The sequence below is a fragment of the Streptococcus sp. DD12 genome (assembly GCF_001578885.1).
Lineage (GTDB): Bacteria > Bacillota > Bacilli > Lactobacillales > Streptococcaceae > Streptococcus.
In genome coordinates this window covers 70,071-96,737 of sequence record NZ_KQ969497.1, presented here as the reverse complement: position 1 = coordinate 96,737, position 26,667 = coordinate 70,071, and the positions used below count along the sequence as shown (strand labels likewise).

General features: G+C 44.5%; 27 protein-coding genes. 2 read left to right on the top strand and 25 right to left on the bottom strand.

Annotated elements, in window-relative coordinates; genetic code table 11:
• Positions 1 to 91: 91 nt before the first annotated feature.
• From rpsI to tgt, 3 genes are all read right to left on the bottom strand, one after another.
• Entirely contained in the window at positions 92 to 484 is a 393-nt protein-coding gene (gene rpsI / locus STRDD12_RS07490; protein ID WP_066916783.1) for a 30S ribosomal protein S9, read from the bottom strand.
• 25 nt (positions 485 to 509) lie between these two features.
• Positions 510 to 956, bottom strand: a complete 447-nt coding sequence (gene rplM, locus STRDD12_RS07485) for a 50S ribosomal protein L13 (protein ID WP_066916780.1) — start codon at positions 954 to 956, stop codon at positions 510 to 512.
• Positions 957 to 1,114: 158 nt separating this feature from the next.
• Positions 1,115 to 2,257, bottom strand: a complete 1,143-nt coding sequence (gene tgt, locus STRDD12_RS07480; protein ID WP_066916778.1) for a tRNA guanosine(34) transglycosylase Tgt — start codon at positions 2,255 to 2,257, stop codon at positions 1,115 to 1,117.
• Between the two features lie 119 nt (positions 2,258 to 2,376).
• On the opposite strand from tgt, the gene STRDD12_RS07475 reads away from it, so the two are divergent.
• A complete protein-coding gene (locus STRDD12_RS07475) occupies positions 2,377 to 3,192 on the top strand; it encodes a DUF975 family protein (protein ID WP_066916776.1) in 816 nt (271 codons plus the stop codon).
• Positions 3,193 to 3,367: 175 nt separating this feature from the next.
• On the opposite strand, the gene comGG is transcribed toward STRDD12_RS07475, so the two are convergent.
• The 13 genes from comGG to pbp1b all read right to left on the bottom strand — a co-directional run bounded on the left by comGG (position 3,368) and on the right by pbp1b (position 19,028).
• A complete protein-coding gene (gene comGG, locus STRDD12_RS08375; protein WP_066916774.1) occupies positions 3,368 to 4,177 on the bottom strand; it encodes a competence type IV pilus minor pilin ComGG in 810 nt (269 codons plus the stop codon).
• Positions 4,167 to 4,595 (bottom strand): competence type IV pilus minor pilin ComGF, encoded by a 429-nt coding sequence (comGF, locus tag STRDD12_RS07465; RefSeq protein ID WP_066916772.1) that lies wholly within the window; start codon positions 4,593 to 4,595, stop codon positions 4,167 to 4,169. The genes comGG and comGF overlap by 11 nt, the downstream gene beginning before the upstream one ends.
• The gene (gene comGE, locus STRDD12_RS07460; RefSeq protein WP_231853461.1) at positions 4,576 to 4,830 is read right to left on the bottom strand and encodes a competence type IV pilus minor pilin ComGE; all 255 of its coding nucleotides are present in this window, start codon (positions 4,828 to 4,830) and stop codon (positions 4,576 to 4,578) included. The genes comGF and comGE overlap by 20 nt, the downstream gene beginning before the upstream one ends.
• Positions 4,831 to 4,843: 13 nt before the next feature.
• The gene (comGD, locus tag STRDD12_RS07455; RefSeq protein ID WP_066916823.1) at positions 4,844 to 5,260 is read right to left on the bottom strand and encodes a competence type IV pilus minor pilin ComGD; all 417 of its coding nucleotides are present in this window, start codon (positions 5,258 to 5,260) and stop codon (positions 4,844 to 4,846) included.
• Entirely contained in the window at positions 5,232 to 5,558 is a 327-nt protein-coding gene (comGC, locus tag STRDD12_RS07450) for a competence type IV pilus major pilin ComGC (protein WP_066916768.1), read from the bottom strand. The genes comGD and comGC overlap by 29 nt, the downstream gene beginning before the upstream one ends.
• A complete protein-coding gene (comGB, locus tag STRDD12_RS07445) occupies positions 5,559 to 6,578 on the bottom strand; it encodes a competence type IV pilus assembly protein ComGB (RefSeq protein WP_066916766.1) in 1,020 nt (339 codons plus the stop codon). It abuts the gene before it with no gap.
• A complete protein-coding gene (comGA, locus tag STRDD12_RS07440) occupies positions 6,529 to 7,470 on the bottom strand; it encodes a competence type IV pilus ATPase ComGA (RefSeq protein WP_066916764.1) in 942 nt (313 codons plus the stop codon). The genes comGB and comGA overlap by 50 nt, the downstream gene beginning before the upstream one ends.
• Before the next feature lie 88 nt (positions 7,471 to 7,558).
• Positions 7,559 to 7,909: a DUF1033 family protein gene (locus tag STRDD12_RS07435; protein WP_231853459.1), complete on the bottom strand. Its 351-nt coding sequence runs from the start codon at positions 7,907 to 7,909 to the stop codon at positions 7,559 to 7,561.
• Between the two features lie 123 nt (positions 7,910 to 8,032).
• Complete coding sequence (gene rpoC, locus STRDD12_RS07430; protein WP_331709087.1) at positions 8,033 to 11,746, bottom strand: DNA-directed RNA polymerase subunit beta'; 3,714 nt, start codon at positions 11,744 to 11,746, stop codon at positions 8,033 to 8,035.
• Between the two features lie 39 nt (positions 11,747 to 11,785).
• Positions 11,786 to 15,346: a DNA-directed RNA polymerase subunit beta gene (rpoB, locus tag STRDD12_RS07425; RefSeq protein WP_066916760.1), complete on the bottom strand. Its 3,561-nt coding sequence runs from the start codon at positions 15,344 to 15,346 to the stop codon at positions 11,786 to 11,788.
• A 276-nt stretch (positions 15,347 to 15,622) separates the two neighbouring features.
• The gene (locus tag STRDD12_RS07420) at positions 15,623 to 16,111 is read right to left on the bottom strand and encodes a hypothetical protein (protein ID WP_066916755.1); all 489 of its coding nucleotides are present in this window, start codon (positions 16,109 to 16,111) and stop codon (positions 15,623 to 15,625) included.
• Between the two features lie 33 nt (positions 16,112 to 16,144).
• A complete protein-coding gene (locus STRDD12_RS07415; protein WP_066916749.1) occupies positions 16,145 to 16,564 on the bottom strand; it encodes a hypothetical protein in 420 nt (139 codons plus the stop codon).
• A gap of 115 nt (positions 16,565 to 16,679) precedes the next feature.
• On the bottom strand, positions 16,680 to 19,028 hold the full coding sequence (pbp1b, locus tag STRDD12_RS07410; RefSeq protein ID WP_066916748.1) for a penicillin-binding protein PBP1B: 2,349 nt from the start codon (positions 19,026 to 19,028) through the stop codon (positions 16,680 to 16,682).
• A 120-nt stretch (positions 19,029 to 19,148) separates the two neighbouring features.
• Here pbp1b and tyrS point away from each other — a divergent pair, with 120 nt between their 5' ends.
• Positions 19,149 to 20,405 carry a tyrosine--tRNA ligase gene (gene tyrS, locus STRDD12_RS07405; RefSeq protein ID WP_066916746.1) on the top strand — a complete coding sequence of 419 codons (1,257 nt, stop codon included), beginning with the start codon at positions 19,149 to 19,151 and terminating at the stop codon, positions 20,403 to 20,405.
• Positions 20,406 to 20,479: 74 nt separating this feature from the next.
• Here tyrS and STRDD12_RS07400 read toward each other — a convergent pair whose 3' ends face one another.
• The 9 genes from STRDD12_RS07400 to secY form a co-directional block, all read right to left on the bottom strand.
• Positions 20,480 to 21,772 carry a glutamate-cysteine ligase family protein gene (locus STRDD12_RS07400; protein WP_066916744.1) on the bottom strand — a complete coding sequence of 431 codons (1,293 nt, stop codon included), beginning with the start codon at positions 21,770 to 21,772 and terminating at the stop codon, positions 20,480 to 20,482.
• A 203-nt stretch (positions 21,773 to 21,975) separates the two neighbouring features.
• Positions 21,976 to 22,362, bottom strand: coding sequence for a 50S ribosomal protein L17 (rplQ, locus tag STRDD12_RS07395; protein WP_066916742.1), 387 nt, complete (start codon positions 22,360 to 22,362; stop codon positions 21,976 to 21,978).
• 21 nt (positions 22,363 to 22,383) lie between these two features.
• Positions 22,384 to 23,319 (bottom strand): DNA-directed RNA polymerase subunit alpha, encoded by a 936-nt coding sequence (locus STRDD12_RS07390; protein ID WP_066916740.1) that lies wholly within the window; start codon positions 23,317 to 23,319, stop codon positions 22,384 to 22,386.
• Positions 23,320 to 23,372: 53 nt separating this feature from the next.
• Positions 23,373 to 23,756 carry a 30S ribosomal protein S11 gene (rpsK, locus tag STRDD12_RS07385; RefSeq protein ID WP_066916738.1) on the bottom strand — a complete coding sequence of 128 codons (384 nt, stop codon included), beginning with the start codon at positions 23,754 to 23,756 and terminating at the stop codon, positions 23,373 to 23,375.
• Positions 23,757 to 23,772: 16 nt separating this feature from the next.
• Positions 23,773 to 24,138, bottom strand: coding sequence for a 30S ribosomal protein S13 (rpsM, locus tag STRDD12_RS07380; RefSeq protein WP_066916735.1), 366 nt, complete (start codon positions 24,136 to 24,138; stop codon positions 23,773 to 23,775).
• Positions 24,139 to 24,155: 17 nt separating this feature from the next.
• Positions 24,156 to 24,272, bottom strand: a complete 117-nt coding sequence (gene rpmJ, locus STRDD12_RS08135; protein ID WP_082753091.1) for a 50S ribosomal protein L36 — start codon at positions 24,270 to 24,272, stop codon at positions 24,156 to 24,158.
• Between the two features lie 23 nt (positions 24,273 to 24,295).
• Positions 24,296 to 24,514, bottom strand: a complete 219-nt coding sequence (gene infA / locus STRDD12_RS07375) for a translation initiation factor IF-1 (RefSeq protein ID WP_066916733.1) — start codon at positions 24,512 to 24,514, stop codon at positions 24,296 to 24,298.
• Positions 24,515 to 24,622: 108 nt separating this feature from the next.
• Positions 24,623 to 25,258, bottom strand: coding sequence for an adenylate kinase (locus tag STRDD12_RS07370; RefSeq protein ID WP_066916731.1), 636 nt, complete (start codon positions 25,256 to 25,258; stop codon positions 24,623 to 24,625).
• Positions 25,259 to 25,362: 104 nt separating this feature from the next.
• Positions 25,363 to 26,661, bottom strand: coding sequence for a preprotein translocase subunit SecY (gene secY / locus STRDD12_RS07365; RefSeq protein ID WP_066916729.1), 1,299 nt, complete (start codon positions 26,659 to 26,661; stop codon positions 25,363 to 25,365).
• Between the last annotated feature and the right edge of the window lie 6 nt (positions 26,662 to 26,667).

Genomic DNA, 26,667 nt, shown 5'->3' with positions numbered 1-26,667 from the left:
AAAGTGGTGTGAATTTTGCTAAAAAACCATCAAAAAACACCCCATGGTGTGAACCATGAAGTGTTGATAAATGCTGTATTGTAGCTGTCTCTTAACGTTTAGAGAACTGGCTAGCTTTACGAGCTTTCTTAAGACCTGGTTTCTTACGTTCTACCATACGAGCATCACGAGTCAGAAGGCCTGCGCGTTTCAATGAATCGCGGAAGTCTGGGTCTACTTCAAGCAAGGCGCGAGCGATACCATGACGGATTGCTCCTGATTGACCTGCATAACCACCACCGACAACGTTTACGAAAACGTCATATGAACCAACAGTTGAAGTTACTGCAAATGGTTGGTTGATGACCAAACGAAGGTCTGCGTGGGGGATGTATTCTTCAACATCTTTTTTGTTGACAGTGATTTTACCTGTACCTGGTACCAAACGAACGCGGGCAACCGCATTTTTACGGCGTCCAGTTGCTGAATATTGTGCTTGTGCCATTTATATGTCTCCTTTCCTTAAAAAATTAGATAAGTCCTGAGATATCAAGTACTTCTGGTTGTTGTGCAGCGTGAGTGTGCTCAGCGCCAACGAAGACTTTCAACTTCATACCTTGTGCGCGTCCAAGAGTGTTGTGTGGAAGCATACCTTTTACAGATTTTTCGATCAAACGTACAGCGTTTTTAGAACGAAGTTCACCTGCTGAGATTTGTTTCAATCCACCTGGATACATTGAGTGTGTGTAGTAGATTTTGTCTGTTGCTTTTTTACCAGTCAATTTCACTTTTTCAGCGTTGATGACGATAACGAAGTCACCAGTATCTGTGTGAGGGGTAAAGGTTGGTTTGTTCTTTCCACGCAGTACGCTAGCAACTACTGCAGAAAGACGTCCAAGAGGGACATCAGTGGCATCAACGATGTACCACTTGCGTTCAACTTCACCTGGCTTAGCCATGTATGTTGTTTTGTTCATGAGTTCTCCTATACGAATTCGTAATATTTGTTTACAGTGTGGATGTTCCGGTCCACGAGGTATTTGAAAGGTTCCGGGGCCTTACAAATGGGGTAAACAATACCGTCTTATATCTTATCAAAAAATCGCTACTGCCGTCAAGTGCTTGTGGGTGTTTTTTAGAAATTCCTTTTGTTGCGGTTGTAGCCATAGCGTTCAATAAAATCTTCACGGAATTCTAATAAATTATCATCCAGGATAGCTTGACGGACTTGTTTCATCAGGTTAACGAGGAAATAAAGGTTATGGTAACTGGTCAAACGCATCCCGAAGGTTTCATCTGCTTTAATCAAGTGACGCAGGTAGGCACGCGTGTAGTTTTGACAGGTGTAACAATCACAGTTGGGATCAAGAGGAGTAAAATCTTCCGCATATTGGGCATTTTTCACCACTAAACGTCCCTCACTCGTCATACAGGTTCCATTTCTGGCAATCCGAGTTGGTAAAACGCAATCAAACATATCAATTCCACGAATAACCCCGTCAATCAGACTGTCCGGCGCTCCAACCCCCATAAGGTAACGGGGTTTGTTTTCTGGTAGCAGTTGAGTGGTAAAGTCTAAAACAGCATTCATCTCTTCGTGACTTTCTCCAACTGCCAAACCTCCGATAGAATAGCCTGGGAAGTCCATGCTCACTAGGTCGCGTGCTGACTGGCGACGAAGATCTTCAAAACCAGCACCTTGAACAATCCCGAATAGCCCTTGATCCTGCGGGCGTTTGTGTGCCTTAAGCCCTCGTTCTGCCCAACGACTGGTTCGTTCGATAGATTTCTTGACGTAGTCATACGGTTGGTAAAATTGTGGACATTCGTCAAAGGACATCATGATATCACTTCCCAGATTATTCTGGATCGAAATCGCTTTTTCTGGGGACAAAAACATTTTAGCGCCGTTAAGGTGGTTTTTAAAGGTGACCCCTTCTTCAGTAATATTGCGATTCTCTGCCAAGGAATATACCTGAAAACCACCACTATCGGTCAGAATGGGTTGGTCCCAGTTCATAAAGGTATGCAGTCCTCCAGCACGCGCAATCAAGTCATCCCCAGGGCGCAACCACAGATGATAGGTATTGGCTAAAATAATACCCGACCCCATCTCTTTGAGTTCTTCTGGGGACTGAGTTTTTACCGTAGCCTGTGTCCCGACAGGCATAAACATAGGTGTGGGAAAGGTCCCGTGTGGGGTGATAATTTCCCCCAAGCGAGCACCTGTATGTTTTTCTTTTTTGATTAATCGGTATCGAATCGGACTTTCTGTCATATTTCCTCCAATGGTATTAAAACTTTCATAAAGCCATTTATTTTACCACATTTTGGAGCGCTTGTCAGACTTCCTCTTTGAATGCTATAATACCAGAAGAAAAGGAGAACTCTACCGTTATGAATTATTCAGCAATCCGGCAAAAAGCCCGGCAACTTATCTCAGGCAACCGCAAAGCATTTGCCCCTTTTATCCTTTTAACCCTCATCCTTAATGTCAGTCAGTTAGCCCCCTTCCTCCGGCGCATCCTAACCTCTGCTTCTACAGGTAATTTTGCAAATCCGACGCTACCAGTCTGGTTGAGCCTATCGACAACAATCGTTAGTCTCATCATCAGTGCTTGTTTTTTATCTTTGACCTTAGGCCTTCTGTCCCTTTTTCGAAAAAATAAACAAGGTGCCTTGGCAGTATCAGATGCCGGCCTCATCTTTAGCAGACCTTTTCTGGGTAAGGCCATCAAGGTAGCCCTCTTACAATTTGTTATTTACGCGGTTTTCTACCTTATCGCACTGGCTGGTATTTTCTTTTACAGTATTACCATCCTAGGAATCGCCAGCGGGGCCATTACTAGCGAAGCCACCGTCCTCATCAACCTCATCGTTATTTTGGTCTTGTTTATCACTTGGTTTGTACTGATGGTACGCTATATTTACCATTTTAGCATGACTTACTTTATCCTCTATGACAGTATTAGCCAAAACAGTTACACACGCGCCTGGGACTGTCTTATGGAAAGCCGTGCCATGATGAAGGGCTACAAGTTCCGTTTCTTTATCCTACAATTGAGCTTTCTTGGTTGGTATCTCCTCATTCCTTTAACACTTGGTTTGGCTAGCTTTTACGTCATCCCTTACTACCAGGCGGCGACCGCTGTTTTCTATGAAACCGTTAAAGAAGGCTTTTCCGTCCTTATCGTGAGCGATGATGAGGAATAAGATAAAACTTCTCTTAAAAAAACTTAGCAGGCCAGCTATCCTCTGAGCCTGTCTAATCAGCAAAAACCGTCTAGACCTATGCCTAGACGGTTTTCTTGTTCCTCCCTAGTACTACAACTTAAGGCCAGATCTATCAGGTAAGCTAAGGATTAGGCCTCAAAAACTCGCATAAGACTTAGCTCACCCGATGAAAGGACACTGGGTCCTCATGCAAGACCCCTTCGCCTTTTTCAAGAGCTGCAGGAGAATCACCTGTCCAGTAAACATAGGTCAACACATTATCTTTCAGTCGAAAACCTTCTGCCAGTCTGCTTTCTGTCCTATCTTGGTGAGGAAGGGTGTAATCTTCCAAAGGTGAGGTGACCCGATAGAGTCCCTCGGATAGCTCTTCACACGCCTTGACGGTGCCTTTTGCGCTCTCCCCGTTTTGTTGCAAAGTGATCTGTCCCGTCTGACTATAGGTAATCGTAACCTCCTGACCATCAAGTTCAGCTGTCCAGCTACCAACCAGGGTAGGTGGTAGGGAGTTCGCCTCGGGGCTGGTTTTCGTTGGGACTTCTTCTTTCGGTGAAGACGAGGCTTTACTTTCAGACGTTTCAGACTTTCTCACCTCTGTGGGAGCACTACTCTCATCTGAAAGAGGCGCTTCCTGTGAACGAGAAGAAGGCAGTGATTTAGCCTTATCATTAAACGTAAATTGTCTTTGAGCACCATTAGAGAGGGTTACCAAAACTGTCAGTGTCTTACCTTGGACCTCATAGTGGGTCTTTCCTAGATTATACTGCAAATCACCACTTGTCTTGTCAGCTGCTTCTCGTGTCATTTCAGCCATCAGCTGCGCCTTGGCTGTTTGTGTCATCGCTTCTTGTTCACGTCCATCAGCCAATACTTCTTGTAAGTAGAATTGCAGCAAGAGACTAAAAACAGCCGCCATCAAAAGCGCATAGAGGAGAACACCTGCTCGCACTTGCTTTTTAAAAATCATAGCAAAGTCTCCTCTCTGGCCCCCTTTTTTGTTGCAAGATAATCCAAACGCGTTGCCCCTCCTGGCTTACCTTGAATGACGAGACATCAAAGAGCATGGGTTGGTAGCCCTTGCCCTGAGCATTTGTCTTTCGAATATCTCCCGACTTAGAGAGGCTTATAGCCAAATCTTGCCCTGATTTTTTAAGATAGACCTTGTCGCCTGAGACGTGATCTAACTGGGATTCTGAAAATTCAGCCTGCAACTGTTGGGCAAAAATGAGCCAGTCTTCTTCTTTGTCCTGCGTCAAAAACACGACCTGCTGGGAAACATATTGACTCATCGCCTGAAAGAGGAGTAACCCTCCTGAAATTACCACCAAGGCAACCAGACATTCCAGAAGGGTAAAGGCTGCCAGCCTACGGCACTTGATAAACATAGACCAACTCCTCTCCTTGAACCAACAATCGCATGCTAGTAGGTGTGCGTTCTACTTGAACCGTTTGTCCGTTAAGGGTCAAGGTCTCTTGCTTCGTTTGCACTGCCATTTGGGCGACCAGAAAAGCTTCCTGGCGAGTACGATTCGCTGATCGTTGGCGCACTTGCGCTTGAGTCGTAGACAACAATAAGGTCACAACACCTGCAAAAATGGCCAAGCCTACCAGACTTTCCACCAAAATATAAGCCTTAAGAGATACTTTTTTTATAACGACCACTCCCTATATACAGTTGATACGATACGGTTTTTCCACGACAAGTAAATTGAATTTTCTGCAAGGAGGAGTTCCCTCCTGTTTGGTTAAAACGAATCTCATAGTCTGCTTTTGCACGAATGGTCGTCGGCACCACAATTCGACTGTCTGGCCCTGACACAAGACCTCCTGCTATGGTCACTTCTTGTGGGCTTTGTAGGCTATTGCTCAACTTTTGCCCATGGCGATACAGGGATTCAAAAGAGGCAAAAAACAAGCCTTCCTCTACCGTTTGGTAAACACGTGTGACCACTCCTGAGGTAAGCATGACTAAAAAGGCTGTCACCGCTAAAGTCACCAGAGATTCAACTAAGGTAAAAGCACTAACCTGAAACTTTTTGGGTTTGGTCATGGTGTTTTGCATAATAGTTTTTGTAAGAGTCGACCTGCTCCTTGGTCAAACTTCCATTAGACACTAATTTGGCCAAGGTAGCTGAGTCACTACCATTCATCTCATAGAGTTCCGCCTGAGCTTCGACCACTTTAACGATAGCAGCACCGCCTGTGTCTTTAACCGTATCTTTTTGTTTGGTCAAATTTGGAACGAAGAGTAAGAGCAAGACGGAAATAATCAACAGCACAACTAGCATTTCAATTAAGGTAAAAGCTTGGGCTGTTTTCGCCCGACAAGATTGAATCAATTTTTTCATTTAAAAAGGCACCTCCATATTTTGATACATTGGTAAAAGCATGGCTGCGTATATCATTACAATAACCAGCGCAACCAGGATAAAGACAAGGGGCTGGATAACTTGTGTGGCACGATGAAGCCCCTCAAAAAACGTTTCCCAGGTCTCTTGGGCATAAATGTCTAATTCACTAGCCACCTTAGATTTCATTTCGCCATAAGCAATCATCACACTCAACTCTGAGGTAAAAAAGGGGTAAGTTGCAACTTGCTGTGAAAAGGACCGCCCCAATAACATCCCCTTTTCCATATCACGTCCTAGTTCAACAAATAAAGGCGAGGGTTGTTCTTGCATGATATGAACAATCTGAGTCATTTCCAAGCCCTGACCAATCAGATTTCCCCATTCTCTAGCAAAATAGGCGCTAAAATAAAGTCTAATAAAGCGTCCTAGTAACGGAAGACGAACAGCTCTTGTCAAGACAGACAGACGTTCGCTTTTTTTAACCCAAAATACAAGCCCAAAGGCGATTAAGCTCCCTAGCAGGATAGTCATAAAAAACAGAGTCGGAAATAGACGAATTAGCTGACCGGCAAAATTGCCCGCCTCGCTGACTTGCGGTAACAAGTATTGCTTTAAACCTAGCATAATCAGCACCAAAAAAGACAATAGGATAAGCGGATAGGTCGCCACCTCAATCAGCTTTTTGCGAACCTGAGCAAGGCTAGTCAGATAGATTTCAATGCGGGCCAGACTCCCCTGAACATTGCCATGAATATGCGCCAAGGACAGTTGAGTGACCACGGTATCCGAAAAACGCAGTTCACGTAAGACATCTGCTAGTTGACCGCCAGAGGCCAGCCCTTTGGCCATGGTTTGAACCGCCTGGTCGGGCAACAGGTGGCTGCGTTCAAGAAAATCGATAATTTCGGTTAAATGAAATCCTGCCCGAAAGAGATTGTTAAACAGCTGAATGACTTTTCGTTCCTGCTTAAGGCCTAATTTTTTCGGTTTCCTTTTGTAACTCCGTGAGATGACCATCCAAAGCCAGTTGGTCCAATTGGGCGTTCCACTGCGTGGGCTTATGCGTTTTAAAATCCTTATCTGCGACATCAATCAAACCTCCTCCTGCAATTAATCGTTGGTAAATAATGCCTTGCAAACAATTAGCTAACTCCTGAGGGGAAACGCCCAGTTCTATGAGTCGGGCATAAACACCAGGGATACTCTTGGCATGAATCGTAGAAAATACGGTTGCGCCTGTCAAACTAGCTCGAATCACCGCCCGTGCGGTTTCGCTGTCACGGATTTCCCCGATAATCAATAAATCTGGCCGATGGCGCAAGGACAGCTTAATGAGGTTATCATAGGTCATGCCGATACTGTCATTAAGTTGTAATTGAAGCATGTCTTCTTGCTTGATTTCGACAGGGTCCTCAATCGTGAGTGTCTGTTGGTTTTTAAAATGTGTCCTCGCCAGCTGATACATGAGGCTGGTCTTTCCCGAGCCAACAGGTCCAGAAAACAAATAGAGTCCACGGCCTGCCAGGATGCTTTCAACTTGTTCAAAGCCCGAAAACCAAAAGTTTAGGTCACGTTCGCCATCATACAAAACACGTAAGACCAGACTTTCCAGGGAACGGTAGTCACCTACAGAAGAGAGACGTAAAGAGACCGTTTGATGGCCACTCCACAAATAGTCGCAAGAGCCAAGTTGCGTCCGACGCTGTTCCCCCACATTCATTCCTGCCAGAAACTTGAAATGGCTAATCAGCTGTTTGCCTTTTTCCAATGGGTATGTCCCGACTGCTTGGCGCTTATCTCCCACCCGTAAGAAACACTCATACTCGTCCTTACGTGGAATAAGATAAATATCTTGCGCCTGTGATTGCACAGCCTGGGCAATCAAGTCTTTTGCTAATCGTTGAACCATAAAACTCCTTTCAATTCCTTATTCGAAAAGGAGCAGAAAACTAGCCACAAAAAAACCACACAGAGATAATCTCTCTGTGTGGTAGTGACTAGTTGAGGCTGGTGCCCGATGGAAATGGGTTATCCGTATCATGGTCATAACCGGGGCGGTAGCGCGCTTTAGAAACAACCTTGCCATTTTCTAGTAAGGCAATCGAGTGAAATTCTTGTAGCATATCGCCACACTCTTCACACCAGGTCTGCTCGCTTTCATCCCAAAAAGCTGCCATCAGCTCTTCTCTGCTATCAAACTGTGGGCAACGAGCCAAATACGTCTGGCACAACTTTTTATAGGCCTTGAGGGCTTCATAAAAATCTTGATATTCCTGCACAGACACAATATCTTCTTGCAACTCATCAAAGAGCCACCAAGGTTCAATGGTGCCTTCTAATTGAATCACCTGATACACCTGCTCACCCCCATTTATTTCTTAGGGCTATTATAGCGCATCTGAGCGAATTATCAAAAAACTTTGATTTTAAATTGAGGGGACAAGAAAAAAGGCCCTCTCGGACCTTTTCTTTTAAGCCTTAGTTAACTCATCTTCAGCAACTGCTTGTGCTTCTTCGACAAGACCTTCTTTGGCTAATTCTTCTTTAAAATCAGCTACAGCTTGTTCCATTCCCGTTTGGGCTAATGCAACTTCAGCTTCAAGATTTTCATTGTTAGCTAATGGTTCGATATTGCGGTAACGCGCCATACCAGTACCAGCTGGGATAATCTTACCAATGATAACATTTTCCTTAAGACCCAAGAAATGATCTTTCTTACCACGAATGGCAGCATCGGTCAAGACACGTGTTGTTTCTTGGAAGGACGCAGCAGATAAGAATGAGTTCGTTTCCAATGAGGCTTTGGTAATTCCCAAAAGAACTGGACGACAAGTAGCAGGGTTGGCACCAGAGACAACAGCTTCACGGTTAGCGTCAGTGAAATCTGAAATGTCCATCAGGGTACCTGGCAGGAGATCTGTGTCTCCTGGATCCATGACACGTACCTTGCGCAACATTTGGCGAACCATAACCTCAACGTGTTTGTCTCCGATTTCTACCCCTTGGCTACGGTAAACTTTTTGAACCTCAGCCAACAGGTAAGTTTCAACAGAAAGGGCATCACGCACTTCCAACAAGCGTTTTGGTTGGATAGACCCTTCAGTCAGAGCGGCTCCACGTTGGACTTGACTACCAACTTCAACTTTCATACGAGCGGTAAATGGAACGGTGTATTCTCCAGTTCCTGTAGCCCCTTCGACGATGACTTTCTTGGTTCGTGTCGCTGCATCTTCGTCGATAGCAACAACTTCACCTTTAACCTCTGTAATGACCGCTTCCCCTTTAGGGTTACGTGCTTCAAAGATTTCCTGGATACGAGGCAAACCTTGAGTGATGTCTTCGCTTGATGCCACACCCCCCGTGTGGAAGGTCCGCATGGTCAACTGAGTACCAGGTTCCCCGATAGATTGGGCTGCAATGGTACCAACAGCTTCACCCACTTCAACCGCATCACCTGTCGCAAGGTTAATACCGTAACAGTGGCGGCAAACCCCATGACGGGTATTACATGTAAAGACAGAACGGATGGTCACTTCAGTAACACCGGCAGCGACAATCTCAGCAGCTTTTGCTTCAGTGATCAATTGGTCTGCACCAAGCAAGACAGCACCAGTTTCTGGATGGTGAACCGTCTTCTTCGTGTAACGGCCTTGTAGACGTTCTTCTAGTGTTTCTGTCACTTCTTTTCCGTCTGTGATAGCTGTAACAACCAAACCACGGTCAGTTCCACAGTCGTCCTCACGGATGATAACGTCTTGCGCCACATCAACCAGACGACGGGTCAAGTAACCTGAGTCGGCAGTCTTAAGGGCGGTATCGGTCATCCCTTTACGGGCTCCGTGCGTAGAGAAGAACATTTCCAAAACGGAGAGCCCTTCACGGAAGTTAGACAAGATTGGCAACTCCATGATACGTCCGTTTGGTGCTGCCATCAGACCACGCATCCCCGCCAATTGGGAGAAGTTGGAGATGTTACCACGGGCACCAGAGTCCATCATCATAACGATTGGGTTATTCGGGTCTTGAGACTCAATCAGACGAGCTTCCAGTTCTTCTTTGGCTTCACGCCAAGTAGTTGTTACTGCATCGTAACGGTCATCGTCAGTCATGAGACCGCGACGGAAGGCTTTGGAAATTTCTTCAACCTTGTGGTGCGCACGATCGATGATTTCTTGTTTGTCATCAATCACAGGAATATCGGCAATACCTACGGTCAGACCAGCCAATGTGGAATGGTAGTATCCCAAATCTTTTAGGCGGTCCAAAAAGGCTGACGTTTCTGTAGTACGGAAACGTTTGAAGGTTTCTGCGATGATATTTCCTAGATTTTTCTTCTTAAATGGAATATTCAACTCGAGGTCAGCAATGATGGCCTTGATATCTTGACCAGGTGCCACAAAATATTTGTCTGGTGTTTGTTTGGTCAAGTTTTCTTGAGTTGGTTCTTGCAAGTAAGGCAAATCAGCAGGCATGATATCGTTAAAGATAATCTTACCAACTGTTGTAATCAGGATTTTGTGCTCTTGGTCAGGAGTCCAAGGTTTTTCAGGCATGCTGTCCACAGCAATACCTACACGCGTATGCAAGTGGGCATAGCCATTGCGGTAAGCCATGATAGCTTCATCCTTGTCCTTGAAGACCATGCCTTCCCCTTCACGCCCTGCATCTTCCATGGTGAGGTAATAGTTCCCCAAAACCATATCTTGAGATGGCGTAACAACTGGTTTACCATCCTTAGGATTCAGGATGTGCTCTGCGGCCAACATGAGCAAACGTGCTTCAGCTTGCGCTTCTTCGGAAAGAGGCACGTGGATGGCCATTTGGTCCCCGTCAAAGTCGGCATTGTAGGCCTCACAGACCAATGGGTGAAGACGCAAAGCTTTCCCGTCGATGAGGACAGGTTCAAAGGCCTGAATCCCCAATCGGTGAAGGGTAGGTGCCCGGTTAAGCAAAACAGGGTGTTCTTTGATCACTTCTTCCAGAATGTCCCAGATGCGCTCGTCACCACGTTCAATAAGACGTTTAGCGGCTTTGACGTTTTGGGCAATGTCTCGAGCCACGATTTCACGCATCACAAATGGCTTGAAGAGTTCAATCGCCATTTCACGCGGCACACCACACTGGTACATCTTGAGGGTTGGCCCGACAGCGATAACGGAACGACCAGAGAAGTCAACCCGTTTCCCTAGCAAGTTTTGACGGAAACGTCCTTGTTTTCCTTTCAGCATGTGGCTGAGAGATTTGAGCGGACGGCTTCCTGGACCTGTGATTGGGCGACCACGACGGCCATTATCAATCAAGGCATCAACTGCTTCTTGTAGCATCCGTTTTTCGTTTTGCACAATGATTCCTGGAGCGTTGAGTTCCAAGAGACGAGCCAAACGGTTGTTCCGATTGATAACACGACGGTAGAGGTCATTGAGGTCAGAAGCCGCAAAACGGCCACCGTCCAATTGAACCATTGGGCGAAGGTCTGGCGGAATAACCGGCAGGATATTGAGGACCATCCATTCTGGTTTGTTCCCAGACTTGTAGAATGCATCCAAAACATCCAAACGGCGAACAGCCTTGACCCGTTTTTGTCCCGTTGCAGATTTCAACTCTTCCTTAAGCTCTGCAATTTCCTTTTCCAAGTCCACTTGTTTTAACAAGTCTTGGATAGCTTCCGCTCCCATCTTGGCCACAAAGGAACCTGGACCGTATTCTTGTAATTTTTCACGGTATTCCCGTTCTGTCAAGAGTGACTTAGCTTCTAGAGGTGTCTCCTTGGGATCGATGACAACATAGGCAGCAAAGTAAATGACTTCTTCCAAAGAACGTGGACTCATGTCCAAGGTCAAGCCCATCCGAGATGGCACACCCTTGAAATACCAGATGTGTGAAACAGGCGCCTTAAGTTCAATGTGCCCCATGCGTTCGCGACGAACCTTGGCACGTGTGACCTCAACACCACAGCGGTCACAGATAATACCACGGTAGCGAATACGTTTGTATTTCCCGCAGGCACACTCCCAATCTTTGGTTGGACCGAAAATAACTTCGTCAAATAGACCTTCACGCTCAGGTTTCAGCGTTCGGTAGTTGATGGTTTCAGGCTTTTTAACTTCACCGTAAGACCATGAGCGGACCTTACTTGGTGAGGCTAAAGTGATTTGCATACTTTTAAATCGATTTACGTCAACCACTTTCTATCCCTTTCTAATTGTTTCTCTTAAGACCGCGTCTTATTGTTCTGTTTGTTTAAATTCTTGATCTTCTTTGGCTTGCTTTTCACGCGCACGCTCTAAATCGTCCACATGCATCACTTCATCATCGTCCAATTCGTCCAAGTCACGCAATTCAACTTCTCGGTCGTCTTCATCAAGGACACGCATGTCAAGACCAAGAGATTGTAATTCTTTGACCAAAACGCGGAAGGATTCAGGCACACCAGGTTTTGGAATTGGTTTTCCTTTAGTGATGGCTTCGTACGCCTTAAGACGACCATTCACATCATCTGATTTGTAGGTCAAAATCTCTTGCAAGACATTAGAAGCACCGTAGGCTTCTAGAGCCCAAACTTCCATTTCCCCGAAACGTTGTCCACCAAACTGCGCTTTACCACCCAGCGGTTGTTGGGTAACCAGTGAGTAAGGACCAGTTGAACGAGCGTGGAGCTTGTCATCAACCATGTGGTGAAGCTTGATCATGTACATGACACCTACTGAAACACGGTTGTCAAATGGTTCCCCTGTACGGCCATCGTAGAGAACTGTCTTGGCATCACTCGCCATTCCAGCTTCCTTGACTGTTGCCCAAAGGTCTTCTGAGCTTGCTCCATCAAAGACTGGTGTAGCAATATGAATACCCAACTCACGCGCAGCCATACCCAGGTGGAGTTCCATAACCTGACCGATATTCATCCGAGATGGCACCCCAAGAGGGTTCAACATGATATCAACAGGTGTTCCATCAGGCAAGTAAGGCATGTCTTCAACTGGAACGATACGAGAGACAACCCCCTTGTTTCCGTGACGACCGGCCATCTTATCACCGACTTTAATCTTACGTTTTTGTGCAATGTAAACCCGCACAAGCATGTTAACACCAGATTGGAGTTCATCGCCGTTTTCACGGGTAAAGATACGGACATCATTGACCACACCGTCACCACCGTGAGGTACACGTAGTGAAGTATCACGCACTTCACGTGACTTATCACCAAAGATGGCATGAAGAAGACGTTCTTCTGCTGAAAGGTCCTTTTCACCCTTCGGTGTCACCTTACCAACAAGGATATCCCCTTCTTTGACCTCAGCACCGATGCGGATAATTCCCATCTCATCAAGGTCTTTCAGGGCATCTTCCCCGACGTTTGGAATTTCACGGGTGATTTCTTCAGGCCCAAGCTTGGTATCACGTGTTTCAGATTCAAATTCTTCTAAGTGAACGGAAGTATAGACATCATCTTTGACCAGGCGTTCGGACATGATAACCGCATCCTCGAAGTTATACCCTTCCCAGGTCATGTAGGCAACGATTGGGTTTTGACCTAAGGCCATTTCGCCACGTTCCATAGATGGCCCGTCAGCGATAAAGTCACCTTTTTCTACTTGGTCGCCAACCTTAACCAAGGTACGTTGGTTATAGGCCGTACCAGAGTTTGAACGGCGGTATTTGACAATATTGTAAATATCCAACGACCCATCTTCACGGCGCACTTCGACTTTGTCTGCATCGGCATAAGTCACACGTCCATCATGTTGGGCAATCACAGCAGCACCTGAATCGTGAGCCGCTTGATATTCCATACCAGTCCCCACGTATGGTGCATGTGGGTCAATCAATGGTACAGCTTGCCGTTGCATGTTGGCACCCATGAGGGCACGGTTGGAGTCATCGTTTTCCAAGAATGGAATACATGCTGTCGCCACGGCAACTACCTGTTTCGGTGACACGTCCATGTAATCCACACTGCTAGCAGGGAATTCTTGGTTGTTACCACGATGACGTCCCATCACGATATCTGTCGCAAAGCTACCATCTGGGTTCAATGGGGAGTTGGCCTGAGCAACAGTGTACTCATCTTCTTCATCAGCTGTTAGCCACTCAATCGTGTTTGTCACTTGACCCGTTGCCCGATCTACCTTACGATACGGTGTTTGGATAAAGCCGTACTTGTTCAGGTGACCGTATGAGGACAAGTTGTTAATCAAACCGATGTTTGGTCCTTCAGGTGTTTCAATCGGACACATCCGTCCGTAGTGCGTGTAGTGCACGTCACGAACTTCATAGCCGGCACGGTCACGCGTCAAACCACCAGGTCCCAAGGCTGACAAACGGCGTTTGTGGGACAACTCTGACAGTGGGTTGTGTTGGTCCATGAACTGTGACAATTGAGAAGAACCAAAGAATTCTTTGATTGCAGCTGTCACAGGACGAATGTTGATGATTTGTTGTGGTGTCAAGACTTCGTTGTCCTGAACGCTCATTCTTTCACGGACATTACGCTCCATCCGTGACAAACCAATACGGAATTGGTTGGCCAAAAGTTCACCAACCGCACGGATACGACGGTTTCCTAGGTGGTCGATATCGTCAACTGTTCCCAAGCCTTCTGCCAGGTTAAGGAAGTAGCTCATTTCAGCCAAAATATCCGCTGGTGTTACATGGCGGACTTTTTCGCCTGGGTTGGCATTCCCGATGATGTTTACCACACGATCAGGGTCAACTGGAGAAACAACACGGAATTTTTGCAATTCAACAGGTTCTGTCACCACAGCATATTCATTTGGTGTGTAGATAAACTTGTTGAGGTCCCCATTAAGTTGTTCTGAGATACTATCCAACACATCACGGGTCAAGACAGTGCCTTCTTCAACCAAAATCTCACCAGTTTCAGGATCTACCAAGTTTTCAGCAATGGTTTGACCCAAAAGACGTGTTTTAAGGTTTAGTTTTTTGTTAATTTTGTAACGACCAACAGCTGCCAAATCATAGCGATGTGGATCAAAGAAACGAGCCGTCAAGAGACTACGTGAACTATCTGCTGTCTTAGGTTCTCCTGGACGCAAACGTTCGTAGATTTCCTTGAGCGCTTCATCCGTCCGTGAATCACTTGGATTTTTGTGGATATCTTTTTCAATGGTGTTGCGCACCAAGTCACTATCCCCAAAGATATCAACAATTTCGTCATCTCCAGAGAAACCAAGCGCCCGCACTAAGGTTGTAAATGGAATCTTACGTGTCCGGTCGATACGGGTATAAGCGATATCTTTGGAATCCGTTTCCAATTCCAACCAAGCCCCACGATTAGGGATAACTGTGGAACCATAGTTAATTTTTCCGTTTTTATCAGCACTTTCACTAAAGTAAACCCCTGGTGAACGCACCAACTGAGATACGATAATCCGTTCTGCCCCGTTGATGATAAAGGTTCCCATCTCCGTCATGAGTGGGAAATCACCAAAGAAGACTTCCTGCGTCTTGATTTCACCGGTTTCCTTATTGATGAGACGGAAAGTGACAAACATCGGCGCAGAATAGTGCGCATCGTGGGCACGCGCCTCTTCGATATTGTATTTAGGTTCCTTAAACTCGTAACCGACAAATTCTAACTCCATCGTGTCTGTAAAGTTAGAGATTGGAAGCACGTCCTCAAAAACTTCTTTCAACCCTGAGTCCAAGAATTCTTGAAAGGAATCCGTCTGAATCTCAATCAAGTTTGGTAAGTCGAGTACTTCTTTGATGCGTGAAAAACTTCGACGCGTACGGTGTTTTCCGTACTGCACTTCATGTCCTGCCAAAATGCTTTCTCCTTTATCTAGTCATCTGCTCTGTATGAGCCCAAAGTCTTTACTATTTGTAATTGTCAGAATTTTTAGAATCATTAAGAATATGTGACATCCTTCCTTTTTTCCAAAAATAGACACAAAAATAGCAGCTAAATCACTGAGCGAAACCGCGGATTTAACTGCTGTAAGCCTTGATTGGACAATATTTCAACCAAAGCAGACGACAAATAGTTACATTTATTATAGCATAAATGTCAAAAAAAGCAAGGTAAAACCTTGCTTTCTCCCTTATCGAATAAAGGGATTTTGGGGATTCATAAACACTCGGTTGAATTTTTTCAAGCTAGCAAGGTAAAGGAAGGCACCGACAATAAGAAACGCATTTCCTACCAGAGCCATAAAATCGCGAACAAACCATAAAATAGTGGAGAATCCAGACAAATAATAATAGTAAAACGGTGAAGACATAATCATCAAAAAATTGATTCCTAAAAGAATGCCACCAATAAGCGTCAATACCCTAGCCGCCTTATAGACAGGGGATTGTGCCCCTCTATAGACAAGGGCACCGATAATAGCTAAAAGCAGAATGGGCAAAAGGATGAAAAAATTAAGCCAAACGGGAAACAAAGGACCAAAATAACCGTTAAGAAGATAATATAAAATTATGTTAAGGCTATCAGGCAAAAAGATAAAGCCACCAATTAGGCTAAGAATCGCGATAGTTATCGCCAAACCTTTGTTATACTGTTTCACAAGTGTCCCATCAGGATACATACCAAACCTCCTTTTTAAATTATGAAAACACCCTTATCGCATAAAGGGATTTTGGGGATTCTGTGGAGCTTGTGGGGTTTGGTTGAAATTCTTAAGACTTGCCAAATAAAGCGCCCCACCAATGATAGCCACAATGCCGCCAATCCAACCTAAGAGAGGGATAAAGGAAATCGCACCACCAACAATCAACAAGACGCTTGGAGCTGATTTAACCGGTGATAGAGCCCCCTTGAAGGTAACCGCACCGACAATACCGAGAACCAAGACAGCCAAACGGACCAGGTAGCCAAAGACAAGGACAATACTAGTCAGAAAGTCTGAGCCCGTTGCCGCAGCCAACATCAAAAACCAAAAACCAAACAACAAGTAGATACCACCAGCTAAGCCAACGATAGCACAAGCTGTTGCCAAAGATTTACTATCTTTGTTTTGAAAATTTTCTTGAGGAAACATCCTAAAACTCCTTTTTTAAAGATAAAGTTATTATAACAAATCTTAAAGAAAGGCGTCAATACACAAAAAAATCTCAACAGGTGTCTATGACACCTGTGAGATTTTCCATCATGATTTAGTAGCCACTTCCTAGAATGGCTTGCCAGGCTTTGACATAATCTGCATCGGTTCCCCCGATACCAAACTTATACACCGTGGTCGGTGCACCATTTTTTGCCCAATAGCTGGTCGTTGTTTCCCCAGATAGGTTGACCGACTTATTGTTGACCGTCACAGTTCCAGGTTTTTCACCCGTGGACGTAAGAACTGTCGACTGGATTGCACTGCTATCATAGGTGAACTTGTCCGTTGAAAAGACAGAACTATCTGCATTATAGATAGCATTGGCCATCTGAGCCATATAGGTCGCGTTACGATTGTAACCTGCATCTGACGCCAGCGAGGTGTTATCGTCATGTCCAGCCCAACCGCCTAGTGTAACGGTTGGCGTCGTCAACATCAACCAGACATCCGTCACATTATCTGTCGTTCCTGTCTTTCCGACCCAATCAATATTGGTTAGGTTCCCATTTAGTTCGGTTATCCGATCATAAAACCTCGTCGTTCCTTTTTTGGTCAACACTTCACGCAGAAGGTTGGTCATAATGGAGGCCGTTGCTTTGGAGTAAACTTGAACAGGTTTCGCCTGATGTTGGTAAATGACGCTACCATCAGGGGCTGTTATTTTGTCCACCATATAATGTTCTAAGTATTGGCCCCCGTTGGCCAAGGTCTGATAGGCATTGGTTTGTTGAAGGACCGTTGTTTCAATCCCGCCTCCCAATGGCAAACTCTCAATGCTGTAGTCTTGAATCTTGTAGCCCATTTTTTCCATATAACTTTGGACATCCACACCTTTTTGGCGCAGCAGTTGATAGGTCCAGTAGGCTGGAATATTCCAAGACGTATTGAGGGCCTCTTGAAGATTAACCATGGCGGTTCCTTCATCTGCTCCGTGCATGATTTTGATGCCACTAGAAAAGCTCGCTGGGTAATTTGACAGCATGCTAGCAGACCCCATCAATCCTTGATCGATGGCAATCCCGTAAGCCAGAATTGGTTTAATACTAGAGCCAGGTGACCGTTCCGTATCCAGAGCGTGGTTGTTCTGGTTGGCATTATAATCTCGCCCACCAACAAAGCCCAAGACAGCCCCCGTTTTATTGTCCATCAGGACATTCCCGACTTGTGTTTGCCCATTGCTATCATCCAAAACCGAAGCGTTATTGGCAGCCACTTGATTCATGGCTGCATAAATCTTCTGGTTGATGGTCGTTGAAATCGTGTAGCCACCTTGGCTGACCGCCTGCTGAGCCAGTTCCCGGTAGGATGCCTTGGTGCTATCGTTTTTCAAATCATTCTCAGAAACCTTATCCCGCTTCACCAAGTAGTCATACATGGCGGTCACTGCTTCATTGTAGACAGCATAGTAAAGATAATCATGGGTATTGGCTGTCGCAGCTTGGGGAGCCAAGAAATCTTGTGTAATATCATAGGCCTTATAGGTCTCATAGTCGGCCTTAGACAGGTAGCCGGCACGATACATATTATAAAGCACATCCTTTTGGCGATTGAGACCATACTGCAGATTTTCACTTGATTTAAGCGAACCATCCGCTGCATAAGGCGAGTAAACGATAGGGCTTTGAGGCAGACCAGCGATAAATGCTGCTTGTGGAATGGTTAAGTCTTTAGCCGATTTGCCAAAAATGCCTTGAGCGGCTTCTTCCACACCTGCGATGTTCTCACCCTTGTTGTTTCGCCCAAAAGGCGAGACATTCAGATAAGCCGTTAAAATATCATCTTTACTCATGTAGCGTTCCGCGGCCAATGCGTAAATGATTTCCTTAGTCTTTCTCTTGAAAGTCGGGTCATCCCCTAAGATTTGTTGCTTCATGAGCTGTTGTGTCAAGGTCGAACCACCACTAGATTCTCCCAATCCCAAAAGTGAGGACAACAAGGCCCGAAAGACAGCCTTAGGCACTACCCCATCGTGCGTCTTAAAGTTTTCATCCTCCGTCGCAATGATAGCATTTTTAACATTGTCCGAAATGGCAGAGCCGTCAACCGGTGTCCGCAAAAGGTCAGAGTCCACCGCTGAAATCAAGCTCCCATTAGAGTAGGTCATCTGAGATACCCGAGAAAGGTTATTCACATCTTGCAAGAGCGTCGCCTTAGTTGGCACCTTTACCGTCTTCACTTGGCTAGCAAAATAGCCCAGTCCGAGTCCTGCTCCTAAAAAGAAAAAAGCGAGTATAACGACATAACCGAAATCAACAATCAGCTTTAAGACACGTAAACTTACGGTTCCGTAGTCCTTAAGCGTAAAATCCGATGTGTCAACGCGGTCATTGCGTTTTTTCTGCCGTCGCTTAGAGACCAGCTGGGCAAGACCTGCTAGCCGTCTTTGTAAATATTTTTTCATGTTTGTTCTCCGATACTTCCGCCTCTTATTATACCAAATCATTTCACCTTTTCTCAACTTGCATACCCAGCTTTCTTTTTGCTATAATAAGGGTTAGAACACTTTTAGAAGGAGATACACATGCACATTTTTGATGAGCTCAAAGAACGTGGTTTGATTTTCCAGACTACAGACGAAGAAGCTTTACGCCAAGCCCTAGAAGAAGGTCAAGTTTCTTATTATACTGGATATGACCCAACAGCAGACAGCTTGCATTTAGGGCACTTGGTGGCTATTTTAACCAGTCGTCGTCTGCAATTAGCTGGACACAAACCTTATGCGCTCGTTGGTGGGGCTACCGGACTGATTGGAGACCCTTCTTTCAAAGATGCTGAACGTAGCCTTCAAACCAAAGAAACCGTTGATGGGTGGGTGACTTCCATTCAAGGGCAACTCTCTCGTTTCCTTGACTTTGACAAAGGAGACAATAAAGCTGTGATGGTCAATAACTACGACTGGTTTGGCAGCATCAGTTTTATCGACTTTTTGCGTGATGTTGGAAAATATTTCACGGTCAACACCATGATGAGTAAAGAATCCGTGAAAAAACGGATTGAGACTGGTATTTCCTATACCGAGTTTGCTTACCAAATCATGCAAGGGTATGACTTCTACGTCCTCAACCGCGACCACAATGTCACACTCCAAATCGGAGGTTCTGACCAATGGGGAAATATGACCGCAGGTACTGAGCTCCTCCGTCGTAAAGCTGATAAAACCGGTCACGTTGTCACCGTTCCACTGATCACAGATTCGACTGGCAAAAAATTCGGAAAATCCGAAGGAAACGCTGTCTGGCTCAATGCTGACAAAACAACCCCTTACGAAATGTACCAATTTTGGCTCAATGTCATGGATGCAGATGCCGTTCGTTTCCTCAAGATTTTCACCTTCCTGACCCTAGATGAAATTGAAGACATTCGGCAACAATTCGAAGCGGCACCACATGAACGCTTAGCACAAAAAATCCTCGCTAAAGAAGTCGTAACCCTTGTCCACGGTGAGGAAGCTTACCAAGAGGCCCTCAATATCACTGAGCAACTCTTCACGGGTAACATTAAGAACTTGTCTGTCAAAGAACTCAAACAAGGACTCCGTAACGTCCCAAGTTATACTGTCCAAAGTGAAGATAGCCTTAATCTGGTTGACCTTCTAGTCACGTCAGGCATTGTTTCCTCTAAACGCCAAGCGCGCGAAGATGTTACAAACGGCGCCATCTATATCAATGGTGAGCGCATCCAAGACCTCGACTACCAGCTAACAGATACGGATAAACTGGAAAATGAATTAACCGTCATCCGTCGTGGCAAGAAAAAATACTTTGTCCTTACTTACTAAAAACAAAACGTCTGGAATGGTCATTCCAGACGTTTTTGCTTCTCTTAAGGGCAAGGGATTTGGTGCCCAACAATTTAGTTTTCAGCGAGAAAATCTTCGATAGGTTTCAAAAAGACTTCTTCCCCATGCCCACGCTCTCCTAGGCCTTCTCTGGCACAAACTAAAAGTTCTCCTGACAATTGACGAATTGCCTCTTCCTCTTCTTTGGATAAGTGCGGAGCTGAAAATCGACGACGGAGTTCAGGATAGTCTCGACCGTAGAGGCTAAAAAATACGTGATTAGCCATCAAGGCTTCCCATTTTTCCAGATTAGCACGAAGCCCAAGCTCAAAAGCAATCGGTGCCCAGGTTAGCTCCAATGGTTGCGTACAAACACTACGTAACTCCACAGTCCCTCTCGCTGTCACATCCTGATAATGGTAGGCTCTATGAAAGGAGATATCCGATTCCTTAGGACTAAACTGACGCCTCTGACCTTGCAAATTCCATCCTTGAATAGATGCTGCACTAAAAAAATCAGGCAAGCGATAAGGTTCAAAGTAGATGGTTTCTTCGCCACGTTTCACATAAAACATGGCCGACTGATTAACATAGTCCAACCATTCAGACAAAGAGCTAAAATCCCGAGGAAAAACACCGATATTCTCTGCATAAATCCCATGCATGGACGCTTCCCAAAATCGATCTCGACTGATGCGCGTATCTTCCCAGGGAGCAAAAGCTGAATTAGCAAAAAGATATGCCTTGGCTGGTTCGATTTGATTAAACAAATTTAAGACAGATAATAGATTCTCTTTACTCACATCAAACTGCACTTGGTTTCCCATGATAAAGCCACCGTAGCTCGGGTAGGGATGCAACTGATGCGCCGTTTTTTCTTGATAGTCTTGAGACAAAGCGAGAAATTGGGTCAACATCTCATAGCGGTCTGTTTTTACCATGTAGTTTTTGGTTTTTTCCCATGCAGGGTGAAGACCAAAACCACCAATGGTCAGCCCCCATTCTGCCAAGATGGCATTTAGCTGATGAAGATAGCCCTCAAACCGTTTCACGAGTGTCGTCAAATCTTTTGCAGGGGCAAAAGCAATTTCAAGAGTCGTATAGGCCACCTCAAAGAGGAGATGGTCTCCCGATTTTTGATGGGAGAGCTCTATGGCCTGCCCATCCGTATCTCTTTTGAGAACGACATAATTCCCATCCTGACTCAAACGCTCTAACAAGAGACAACACTGGTCTAGACCTTGCTCAGACTCAGGGTGAGTTTGATTAATAATAGGAAACTCGAATTCAACACCTAGCAATAAAGGCCTTTCCTTTAAGGGATTCAAGTAACGTTCTTCTAACAGTTGTTTTGAGGTCTTGCCCATGTCCCTGTTCTCTCCAAACTATAAAAACGCCTGCTTACGAGGCAACTTCAGAAGTGAAAATATCTCGTAAACAAGCGTTACGCTTACTTATTCTATAATGATGAGTGTTCCCGCTGTACTCCGACGGCACAGCGGTAGACCAGAGCTAGACTAAGTCCTACTTCATAGGACCATCATCGTAACACTCAACAAAAATGATGAAATTAAACTAATTCGATAATTGCCATTGGTGCAGCATCCCCACGACGTGGTTCAGTCTTCAAGATACGAGTGTATCCACCTTGACGTTCTGCATAACGAGGCGCAATATCATCAAACAATTTTTGCAAAGCTGTTGTTGCAGTGTATTTGTCATTTGCTTCATCGTAGCTTTCTGATGCTACTTCATTACGAACAAATGCTGCCGCTTGACGACGTGCATGCAAATCACCACGCTTACCAAGGGTAATCATTTTTTCAACAGTTTTACGCACTTCTTTTGCACGTGCTTCGGTTGTCACGATTGACTCGTTAATCAAAAGATCAGTTGTCAAATCGCGAAGCATTGCTTTACGTTGTGAACTTGTACGTCCTAATTTACGATAAGCCATTCTTTCCTCCTCTATAAAATTTTAATCATTTTTCAGGCTGAGACCTAATTCAGCCAATTTGACTTTAACTTCCTCAAGACTCTTACGACCTAAGTTACGAACTTTCATCATTTCTGGTTCAGTTTTCTCAGTGAGATCATAAACCGTGTTGATGCCAGCACGTTTCAAGCAGTTGTAAGAACGCACAGAAAGATCAAGTTCTTCAATGGTACGATCCAATACCTTTTCATCTGAAGTTGATTCCGCTTCACGCATCACTTCTGTCGTCATAGCGACTTCAGTCAGGTCCGTAAAGAGGTTCAAGTGTTCGATCAGAACTTTTGCAGATAATCCGAGAGCATCTTCTGGGATGATTGTACCATTTGTCTCGATTTCAATTGTTAATTTGTCATAACCATCATTGCTACCAACGCGAGCTGGTTCAACTTGGTAATTCACTTTCTTCACTGGTGTGTAGATAGAGTCAACCGCCAAGGTTCCAACAGGGGCATTAGGGTTCTTATTTTCATCTGCAGGGACATAACCACGACTAGTATTCACTGTCATGCTTGCTCTTACGCTGTGCCCTTCTCCGATAGTAAATAAGTAATGATCCGCATTAACAATTTCGAGGTCACTATCTGTCAATAAGTCTCCAGCAGTTACTTCCGCTGGGCCCTCAACATCTAGCTCAATATTTTTCTCTTCTTCGACGTGTGATTTGACTGCAATTCCTTTGATATTCAAAATGATTTGCATCACATCTTCACGCACACCTGGAATAGTATCAAATTCGTGCAAGACGCCTTCAATATTTACAGAGGTGACTGCCGCACCTGGCAGAGAAGATAAGAGAACTCTTCGCAAAGAGTTACCAAGGGTAGTTCCATAACCACGTTCTAGTGGTTCGATTACAAATCTACCGTAATCTTTACTTTCATCAATTTTTGTAATTATTGGTTTTTCAAACTCAATCATCTATGATAAACTCCCTCTTCAACGAATCTAGTGTATGTTATGAAAACGAAAAATTACACACGACGACGTTTTGGAGGACGAGCACCATTATGCGGTACAGGTGTCACATCGCGAATAGCTGTAACTTCAAGACCTGCTGCTGCAAGGGCACGAATAGCTGATTCACGACCAGAACCTGGGCCTTTAACGGAAACTTCAACTGTTTTCAAACCATGTTCTTGAGCAGATTTTGCTGCTGCTTCTGAAGCCATTTGCGCTGCGAATGGTGTAGATTTACGAGAACCTTTGAAACCAAGCGCTCCAGCTGAAGACCACGCCAATGCATTCCCGTGCACATCCGTAATCATAACAATGGTGTTGTTAAATGTTGCGTGAATATGAGCAATACCAGATTCGATATTCTTTTTCACACGACGTTTACGTGTTGGTTTAGCCACTTTATTACCTCCTTATTTATTTTTTCTTGCCTGCAATCGCAACAGCTTTCCCTTTGCGAGTGCGCGCATTGTTTTTAGTGTTTTGTCCGCGAACAGGCAAACCACGACGGTGACGGATCCCACGGTATGAACCGATTTCCATCAAACGTTTAATGTTCATGTTGATTTCACGGCGAAGGTCACCTTCAACTTTGATTTTGTCAACTTCACGACGGATTGCGTCTTCTTGATCTGGTGTCAAGTCACGAACACGAACGTCTTCAGAAACACCTGCAGCAGCAAGCACTTCTTTAGAAGTTGTCAAACCAATACCATAGATGTAGGTCAATGAAATGACAACACGTTTATCATTTGGAATATCAACTCCAGCAATACGAGCCATGTTTTCTCCTTTCTAAATTATCCTTGACGTTGTTTGTGTTTAGGGTTTGCTGAGCAAATTACCATAACACGGCCACGACGGCGAATAACTTTACAGTATTCGCAAATCGGTTTAACCGATGGTCTTACCTTCATGTTAGCTCCTCCATTTTCTTCGATTATTTAAAGCGGTAAGTGATCCGTCCACGCGTTAAATCGTACGGGCTCATCTCAACAGTTACACGGTCTCCTACCAAGATACGAATATAGTTCTTCCGAATCTTTCCAGATACCGTCGCTAAGATTTGATGCCCATTTTCCAATTCAACAGTAAACATTGCATTGGGCATGGTTTCAACAACCTTACCTTCAATTTCAATCACGTCATCTTTTGCCACGCAAAAGTTCCCCCTTTAATTTCGATTAGTTCCCTTAATCGGGATAGCTATAAGTCAGACTGACCTATTATAGCTTATTTCTAAAAAATAATCAAGTCGTTTTATGACTTAAATCTTGTTCAATACCTTTTCAACATCCGCAAAGACTTGGTCGATTTCTTGGTCTCCTTCAATGTCTTGAACAAGTCCTTGTTCCGCATAGTAGTCCAAGATAGGTTGGCCTTGAGAGATATTTACTTCCAAACGACGCTTCACACTCTCAGGTTTATCGTCTTCACGTTGGTAGTAATCCTCTTCCTTGTAGTCTGCTGGTGGATTGAAAACTTTATGGAAAGTTTCTCCTGTTTTCTTATTGATAATCCGTCCACTCAAACGGTCCAAGAGAATATCTGGATTAACGGAAATATTAATCACACCGTCAAGAGGCAAATCCAACTCTTTGAGAATGGTATCCAAAGCGTAGGCTTGTTCAATTGTCCGTGGGAAACCGTCCAACAAGAAACCGTTGGTTTTAATATCCTCTTCTGCCAAACGATCTTTGACAATCCCGTTCGTCACCTCATCAGGGACCAAATCACCACGATCAATATAAGATTTGGCTAATTTACCCATTTCTGTGCCGTTTGCCATGGCAGCTCGAAACATATCCCCTGTAGAAATGTGTACCAGGTTGAAAGCTTTGACAATTTTAGCCGCTTGCGTTCCTTTACCTGCACCAGGAAGCCCCATAATCAACAGATTCATAATCTAAAACTCCTTTTTATTTTTATCATGGGGTTCCTAAGTTTAGAAACCCTATGATAAAAACAAAAGAGAAGTCGCAAGATAGTTGCTTCTTCTATTTTGTTTTAATTTTCGACGTTCATAAAGCCAACATATTGACGTTTGAGGAGATAGCCCTCCAACTGTTTCATCGCTTCAAAACCAGTAGAAATCAAGATGAGCAAACTGGTTCCTCCAAGGGCAATACCGCTTGAGAGGTTGAAGAGTTGTTGCGCCATAATGGGAACAATCGAGATAAATGCCAAGAAGACTGAACCAATAGTGGCCAACTTCTTAAGCAAGGAAGACAGGTAGTCTTCGGTGTCTTTACCAGGACGGACGCTCGGAATGTAAGACCCATTCTTTTGAAGATTTTCAGCCGTTTTTTCAGGATTAACCTGAACAAAGGTATAAAAGAATGAAAATAGAACGATTAGGACAGCGTAGACCGCCATGCCCGTAGGTGTCTGGTAAGACAAGGTTGTTTGCAAGCTATTCAACCATGGGAATCGATTTCCTAAAAAAGGAATAATCGTACTCGGAATGGTAGTAATTGAGCTAGCAAAGATTACTGGAATAACACCAGCCGGATTAACCCGTAAAGGCAGATAGGAATTAGTCGGTGCCCCTTGAGCCAATTTGGTATATTGCATAGGAATCTTGTACTCTGCTTGCTGTACGAAAGTCGTAAAGAAAACAATCGCTAAAGCCGACAAAGCTAAAATAGAGACCATAACAATAGAGTGGGTCAAGCTGTTAGCACTAACATTGACAAAGTAATCTTCATAGATAGAAGAGAACATGCCTGGAAGTCCAGCGATAATCCCTGCAAAGATTATGGTAGAAACACCATTACCGAAACCTTTATCTGTAATTTGTTCTCCCAGCCAGCCAACAATCATACTACCTGTTGTCAAGATTGCACCAATCAGAATGAATGTCTGCGGGTTTGGTGTGGCCACCAAAGAAACGCTTGATAAAGCATTAAAACCAGCCGTAATCCCTAATGATTGGGCAAAGGCAATAACCAATGTAATATAACGCGTTGCTTGATTAAGCTTTCGTCTACCAACTTCCCCTTGCTTGCTCCATTCGACAAACTTCGGATAGATGTCCATCTGTAAGAGTTGAACAACGATTGAAGCTGTAATGTATGGACTAACCCCCAATGAGAAAACCGAGAAGTTATTCATGGCATTCCCTGAAACGAGGTTAAGCATATTTAGGAAGGGCAGGTTAGCTAACTGATCCAAGCTCCGCACATTGATGCCTGGAACTGTAATATGTGTTCCTAAGCGAAAGACAAAAATGATGAAGAGCGTAAATAAAATTTTGTTCCTAACATTTTTGATCTTTAAAGCATCTTTTAAAAGTTTAAAGAACATAATGAG

Bases quoted from the DNA above. Each gene is read 5' to 3' on its own strand.
- rpsI (WP_066916783.1), bottom strand. From the start codon at position 484: ATGGCACAAGCACAATATTCAGCAACTGGACGCCGTAAAAATGCGGTT.
- rplM (WP_066916780.1), bottom strand. From the start codon at position 956: ATGAACAAAACAACATACATGGCTAAGCCAGGTGAAGTTGAACGCAAG.
- tgt (WP_066916778.1), bottom strand. From the start codon at position 2,257: ATGACAGAAAGTCCGATTCGATACCGATTAATCAAAAAAGAAAAACAT.
- STRDD12_RS07475 (WP_066916776.1), top strand. From the start codon at position 2,377: ATGAATTATTCAGCAATCCGGCAAAAAGCCCGGCAACTTATCTCAGGC.
- comGG (WP_066916774.1), bottom strand. From the start codon at position 4,177: ATGATTTTTAAAAAGCAAGTGCGAGCAGGTGTTCTCCTCTATGCGCTT.
- comGF (WP_066916772.1), bottom strand. From the start codon at position 4,595: ATGTTTATCAAGTGCCGTAGGCTGGCAGCCTTTACCCTTCTGGAATGT.
- comGD (WP_066916823.1), bottom strand. From the start codon at position 5,260: ATGACCAAACCCAAAAAGTTTCAGGTTAGTGCTTTTACCTTAGTTGAA.
- comGC (WP_066916768.1), bottom strand. From the start codon at position 5,558: ATGAAAAAATTGATTCAATCTTGTCGGGCGAAAACAGCCCAAGCTTTT.
- comGB (WP_066916766.1), bottom strand. From the start codon at position 6,578: ATGGTCATCTCACGGAGTTACAAAAGGAAACCGAAAAAATTAGGCCTT.
- comGA (WP_066916764.1), bottom strand. From the start codon at position 7,470: ATGGTTCAACGATTAGCAAAAGACTTGATTGCCCAGGCTGTGCAATCA.
- STRDD12_RS07420 (WP_066916755.1), bottom strand. From the start codon at position 16,111: ATGTATCCTGATGGGACACTTGTGAAACAGTATAACAAAGGTTTGGCG.
- STRDD12_RS07415 (WP_066916749.1), bottom strand. From the start codon at position 16,564: ATGTTTCCTCAAGAAAATTTTCAAAACAAAGATAGTAAATCTTTGGCA.
- pbp1b (WP_066916748.1), bottom strand. From the start codon at position 19,028: ATGAAAAAATATTTACAAAGACGGCTAGCAGGTCTTGCCCAGCTGGTC.
- tyrS (WP_066916746.1), top strand. From the start codon at position 19,149: ATGCACATTTTTGATGAGCTCAAAGAACGTGGTTTGATTTTCCAGACT.
- STRDD12_RS07400 (WP_066916744.1), bottom strand. From the start codon at position 21,772: ATGGGCAAGACCTCAAAACAACTGTTAGAAGAACGTTACTTGAATCCC.
- rplQ (WP_066916742.1), bottom strand. From the start codon at position 22,362: ATGGCTTATCGTAAATTAGGACGTACAAGTTCACAACGTAAAGCAATG.
- STRDD12_RS07390 (WP_066916740.1), bottom strand. From the start codon at position 23,319: ATGATTGAGTTTGAAAAACCAATAATTACAAAAATTGATGAAAGTAAA.
- rpsM (WP_066916735.1), bottom strand. From the start codon at position 24,138: ATGGCTCGTATTGCTGGAGTTGATATTCCAAATGATAAACGTGTTGTC.
- rpmJ (WP_082753091.1), bottom strand. From the start codon at position 24,272: ATGAAGGTAAGACCATCGGTTAAACCGATTTGCGAATACTGTAAAGTT.
- STRDD12_RS07370 (WP_066916731.1), bottom strand. From the start codon at position 25,258: ATGAATCTGTTGATTATGGGGCTTCCTGGTGCAGGTAAAGGAACGCAA.
- secY (WP_066916729.1), bottom strand. From the start codon at position 26,661: ATGTTCTTTAAACTTTTAAAAGATGCTTTAAAGATCAAAAATGTTAGG.